Below are 3883 nucleotides of genomic sequence, written 5' to 3'. Positions count from 1 at the left end.
ACGCCATCCGGATCTGACAGGTACGCCCCGTCATCCCACTCGTCCTCCGGAACCTCATGATGCGAGAACCACTCCTCCCAGCTCCCGAACCCTGCGGGCGCGGGCTTCTCCGCGTAGCCCAACGCCAGCGCCCAGAACGCGGCCAGTTTCCCCGGGTACGCACAGTCGATCGTCAAGCTCCACTTGGTCGCCATGAGCCCTCCCCAGTCGGATGAACGGACTGTACCCCGCACCTCCGACACCTCCTGCCCGCTACCTCAGGCGTGCGCCACGGCTTGACGAACGGCATTAGGAATCGCCGACCGCAGCCCCCGTTTTTTGGGGCCCCGGCCACGTGCTGAGATCCAGGGCTTGCCGTCGGCCCTCACTCGTGTCGTGGTTCTGAGCGCGCCAATCCGGCATGACTCGGTTCGGTGGCAAAAAGACTAAGTTCAATTTCGAAACAATGAAATCCGGAGCTCACCCGAGACACCAGCCGGACTATAGATTTGCCCACCAAGAGCCACGGAAAGCGAAACGACCTGCCAACGGAGTCGGCAGGTCGTCACGAAGGATCGAGCTTCTTTAAGGCCAGTCAGCTACTTTCTCGTTATCCATATAGCAACCGACGACACCTGGTCATTCCACGGCAAATTGGGTATGCCTTGATCGAAATTGAAGCGCTGGGCATTGTTGGAGCTGCTCGCCCTGAACCGTGTTTCGTACTCTCCGAGCGGCACCTGCCCGCCATTGTCTCGATAAAATTGCTGATGAATCGTGACTGTTTCATTCGGGTGATTGGCGCGCGACATCACACTCCCGAGAATGCGAAAGGAGGACATGGTGTCGCTCTGGTCGCGGTACAGTTCATGGAGGTCAATTGTCGATACCGTCGGCCCGTCATCGAAATTCACTGACCATCTGCTACTCGAGCCACTACCTCCCGCACACTGGTAATTCGTGTCGCAATACCCCACAGCAGTGAAGGTGGAATTGGCGAACGCAGCGGAAGGATTTGCGACCACAACGCCCGACGCGGCGAGAATAGTCGCAAGGCTCGTAAGAACGCGACGCTTTGGCGAACTTGATTGAGTCTTTGGCGTCACTCCAGAGGTTCGCATGAGATCTCCAAGAGTGCGAATTTTCAGATTCACTACACGTCCTCTCTGCAGGCGAGGTGTTTTAAAAGGCGCTTTCAGGAAGAAGCATACCGGCCCAAGCACTGGTTGGCCCCCGTTACGTCCGGGGCTTCCGTTCGCGCTCATCTTCGCGCTGTCTCGGCGTGGGCACCTCGACCGAAAGGCCAGAAACCTGCAGACCTTGACCCGCAGTCTGGCCGAATGGCTGAGGCGATTGGCGATCTGAAGTGCTAGCAGTTCGCTCCCGCCGTGGTTGCGTCCATGGAGATGGTGTACGGGTTCGACCTGATCCGGGGGTTTGCTCCGGCGTCGGGATGAGGCCCGCATAGATGAACGGCCACCGGCTGATCTTCGAGGTGTCGAAGCCTCGAAGGAGATCAGCACGATGACCGCATCCGACAGTCTGCCCCTGCACGCCCTCGCCGAAGACAACCTCGCCGCGGCGAGTCCCGATCTGCTGCGCGCGATGGTCAAGACGTTCGCTGACGCGCTCATGTCCGCGGAGGCGGATGCCCTCTGCAATGCTGAATACGGGCAGGTCAGCGAAGAGAGAGTCAACCACCGGAACGGATATCGCCCGCGCGAGTGGGACACGAGGGCCGGCACCGTCGAACTCGCCATCCCCAAGCTCAGGAGCGGGAGTTACTTCCCGCACTGGCTGCTGGAGCGACGTCGCCGGGCCGAGCAGGCCCTCATCTCGGTGGTCGCCACCGCCTACCTGCTGGGCGTGTCCACCCGCCGTGTCGAGAAGCTCGCCGAGTCCCTCGGCGTCACCCAGCTGTCGAAGTCCCAGGTCAGCGCGATGGCGAAGCACCTGGACGAGCAGGTCGCCGCTTCCGCAACCGGCCCCTGGATCAGGGCCCTTACGCGTTCGTCTGGGTGGACGCGCTGACCCAGAAGGTCCGCGAGGGCGGCCGGATCATCAACGTCCACGCCTTGATCGCGGTCGGCGTCAACGCCGACGGGCACCGCGAGATCCTCGGCATCGATGTCGCCACCGCCGAGGACGGCGCCGGCTGGCTGGCCTTCCTGCGCTCGCTGATCGCCCGCGGCCTGTCCGGCGTCCAGCTGGTCATCTCCGACGCGCACGCCGGCCTGATCGACGCCATCGGCGCGGTCCTGCCCGGCGCGAGCTGGCAGCGATGCCGCACTCATTACGCCCGCAACCTGCTCAGCCAGGTCCCGAAATCGGCCCAGCCCTGGGTGGCCACGCTGCTGCGGACCGTCTTCGAACAACCCGACACCGACGCCGTGAAGGCCCAGATGCAGCACGTCCTGGACGCGCTGGAGGCCAAGTTTCCCAAGGCCGCAGCCCACTTGGACACCGCCCAGCACGACCTGCTGGCCTTCACCGCCTTCCCACGCGAGATCTGGCGGCAGATCTGGTCGAACAACCCGCAGGAACGGCTGAACAAGGAGATCCGCCGCCGCACCGACGTGGTCGGCATCTTCCCCGACCGCACCGCCGTCATCCGGCTCGTCGGCGCCGTGCTGGCCGAACAGAACGACGAGTGGACCGAGGCCCGCCGCTACATGGGACTCGACCTGCTGGCCAAAGCCTGCCTCCACCCGATCGAGTCAGAAACCCACGAGACCGACCTGCCCACCGAACTCACCGCATAGCCTCAAAAGGAGATCACCGAGTGGCCGTCAATACACCACTCCAGCGGACGTGACCCCCGCCGTGGTCGCCAGTCAGGGGCATTGCGTGAACGAGATCTGTCTGGGCGCGGCGATGTAGGTCTGGCGTCCGGCTGTCCTGGCGGAAGACGCTGATGGCGAGGTTGCGCAGGGAGGCCATGGCGCGGGGCAGCTTGCCGATTTCTCACACACACCGAGGGACCCTGCTATCCAGGCAGGGCCCCTCGAAGCAGCTCAGTCACCCAATTCGATACCCAAACTGTCCGCGAGTTCGCGGAGGTCTTCAACCGAGATCTGGGGGGCTTTCGCCGCTTGCCGAGATGCCCAACGCTCCAAAATTTCGTCCATGGCGGCTCTGACCTGCACTTTCTCCAAGTGTCTTGACTCAAGTATCTGACGGAAGGCTTGTGTCCCTTGCGCTTGCCGGTGGGGATGAACAGGTCGGGCTGGATCTGCCCGACGGACTCGCCGCCGGCCCGGCGCCGGAGCACGGTGTGCAGCATGTCGTCGGTCATCGCCGGGGGCCGGCCGCCGTGCTTGCCCTTGCGGGCCGCGGTGTCCAGGCCCTCCAACGTGGACTCGCGGATGTTCTCTCGCTCGGTCTCCGCCATCGCCGCGAAGTACGCGAACAGCAGCTTGCCCGGGCCAGTGGGGTCGTAGATGCCGGGCAGGGGTCCGGCGAGCATCTCCAGGACCAGGCCGTGGGCGGTGAGGTGGTCGGTGAGCGCGGTGAGTTCGGCGGCGTCGCGGCCGAGGCGCTTCATCTCGTACACGGTGAAGATGACCCGGCAGTGCGGGGCGTGCGCCTTGACCTCCCGCGCGGTTCGCAGCGCCTTCTCGAACCGGGGCCGGACCCGCACCCGGGTGCTGATCTTCTCGCTGAAGATCTTGCCCCTCGGGATGCCGTGCTTGCTGAGCGCGTCGAGCTGGGAGTTGAGCGTCGAGCATCGCGCGTTAGCCGATGTGGATGTCCGCACTCGGCAGGTCCGGGTCGATCGGCGCCGGTGGCGGGGTGCCGGGCCGCCACGGCCGACCCCGGCCCACGGTCGGCCGGGGTCGGCACCCGCAGCGCCTTCTTCAGCCGGGGCACCTTCGTGAAGCGGCGGGGGGGGGGGGGGGGGGCG

2 protein-coding genes and 2 pseudogenes are annotated in these 3883 nt (G+C 64.7%); 1 reads left to right on the top strand and 3 read right to left on the bottom strand.

Going from position 1 to position 3883, the window contains the following annotated elements:
• A pseudogene (locus tag AWZ10_RS25125) lies at positions 1-194 on the bottom strand (VOC family protein); the annotation flags it as partial.
• A gap of 384 nt (positions 195-578) precedes the next feature.
• Positions 579-893: a hypothetical protein gene (locus AWZ10_RS53875; RefSeq protein WP_223786220.1), complete on the bottom strand. Its 315-nt coding sequence runs from the start codon at positions 891-893 to the stop codon at positions 579-581.
• A gap of 610 nt (positions 894-1503) precedes the next feature.
• Here AWZ10_RS53875 and AWZ10_RS48065 point away from each other — a divergent pair.
• Positions 1504-2741 (top strand): annotated as a pseudogene (locus tag AWZ10_RS48065) (IS256 family transposase).
• Between the two features lie 224 nt (positions 2742-2965).
• On the opposite strand, the gene AWZ10_RS25110 reads toward AWZ10_RS48065, so the two are convergent.
• Positions 2966-3736 carry a recombinase family protein gene (locus AWZ10_RS25110; RefSeq protein WP_006379225.1) on the bottom strand — a complete coding sequence of 257 codons (771 nt, stop codon included), beginning with the start codon at positions 3734-3736 and terminating at the stop codon, positions 2966-2968.
• Positions 3737-3883 lie beyond the last annotated feature (147 nt).

The organism is Streptomyces europaeiscabiei, from assembly GCF_001550375.1.
GTDB classification, from domain to species: domain Bacteria; phylum Actinomycetota; class Actinomycetes; order Streptomycetales; family Streptomycetaceae; genus Streptomyces; species Streptomyces europaeiscabiei.
This window is presented reverse-complemented; position numbering and strand designations above follow the sequence as displayed.